The organism is Phaeovulum veldkampii DSM 11550, assembly GCF_003034995.1.
Classification (GTDB): Bacteria; Pseudomonadota; Alphaproteobacteria; order Rhodobacterales; family Rhodobacteraceae; genus Phaeovulum; species Phaeovulum veldkampii.
In genome coordinates, this window is sequence record NZ_PZKF01000121.1 from 1 (window position 1) to 1,083 (window position 1,083).

At 63.4% G+C, this 1,083-nt stretch carries 1 protein-coding gene; it reads left to right on the plus strand.

The features are described from left to right. Nucleotides 1-1,083: helix-hairpin-helix domain-containing protein (locus C5F46_RS16195; protein ID WP_459562104.1), on the plus strand; the 1,083-nt coding region annotated here is incomplete at both ends.

Genomic DNA, 1,083 nt, shown 5'->3' on the forward strand with positions numbered 1-1,083 from the left:
CCAACACGTCGGGGGGTTCGTCATCACCAAGGGTCGATTGGACGAGCTTTGCCCGATCGAGAATGCGGCGATGGACGACCGCACCATCATCGAATGGGACAAGGACGACATCGACGCGCTCGGGCTTCTGAAGGTGGACATCCTTGCCCTCGGCATGCTGACCGCGATCCGCAAGGCCTTTGCCCTGCTGGCCGATCACCGTGGGAAAAAGCTGACGCTGGCCAGTGTCCCGCCTGAAGACCCGCCGATCTATGACATGCTCTGCCGCGCCGATGCCATCGGGGTGTTTCAGGTGGAAAGCCGGGCGCAGTTGAACTTCCTGCCCCGGATGCGGCCCCGCAAGTTCTACGATCTGGTCTGCGAGGTGGCCATCGTCCGCCCCGGCCCGATTCAGGGCGGCATGATACATCCCTTCATCAACCGCCGCAGGGGCCGCGAGAAGGTCGAAGACCTCGGCCCCGCGATGATGGAGGTGCTGGGCCGCACCTATGGCGTGCCGCTGTTTCAGGAGCAGGCGATGCAGATTGCCGTGGTCGCGGCAGGGTTTACGCCTGCGGAAGCTGACCGACTGCGTCGCAGCCTCGCTACCTTCAAACGCATGGGGACAATCGGCAGCTTCCGTGACCGTTTTGTCAGCGGAATGCTGTCGCGCGGCTATGATGCAGATTTCGCGGCGCGCTGTTTCGCCCAGATCGAGGGCTTCGGCAGCTATGGCTTTCCAGAATCTCACGCAGCCAGTTTCGCGCGGCTGGTCTATATCTCTGCCTGGCTGAAATGCCACCATCAGGCGGTCTTCACCTGCGCGCTGCTGAACTCCCAGCCAATGGGGTTCTATGCCCCGGCCCAACTGGTACGAGATGCCCGTGATCATGGTGTCGAAGTCCGTCCGATCTCGGTCAACCATTCACTCTGGGACTGCACGCTGGAGGCGCGCGCCGATGGTGGCTTGGCGCTGCGTCTTGGGTTCCGCCAGATCAAGGGCATGCGGGAGGAGGATGCGGGCTGGATCGCGGCCGCGCGCGGCAACGGCTATCCCGATGTGGAAAGCCTCTGGCGTCGGGCAGGCGTTCACCCCGACACGCT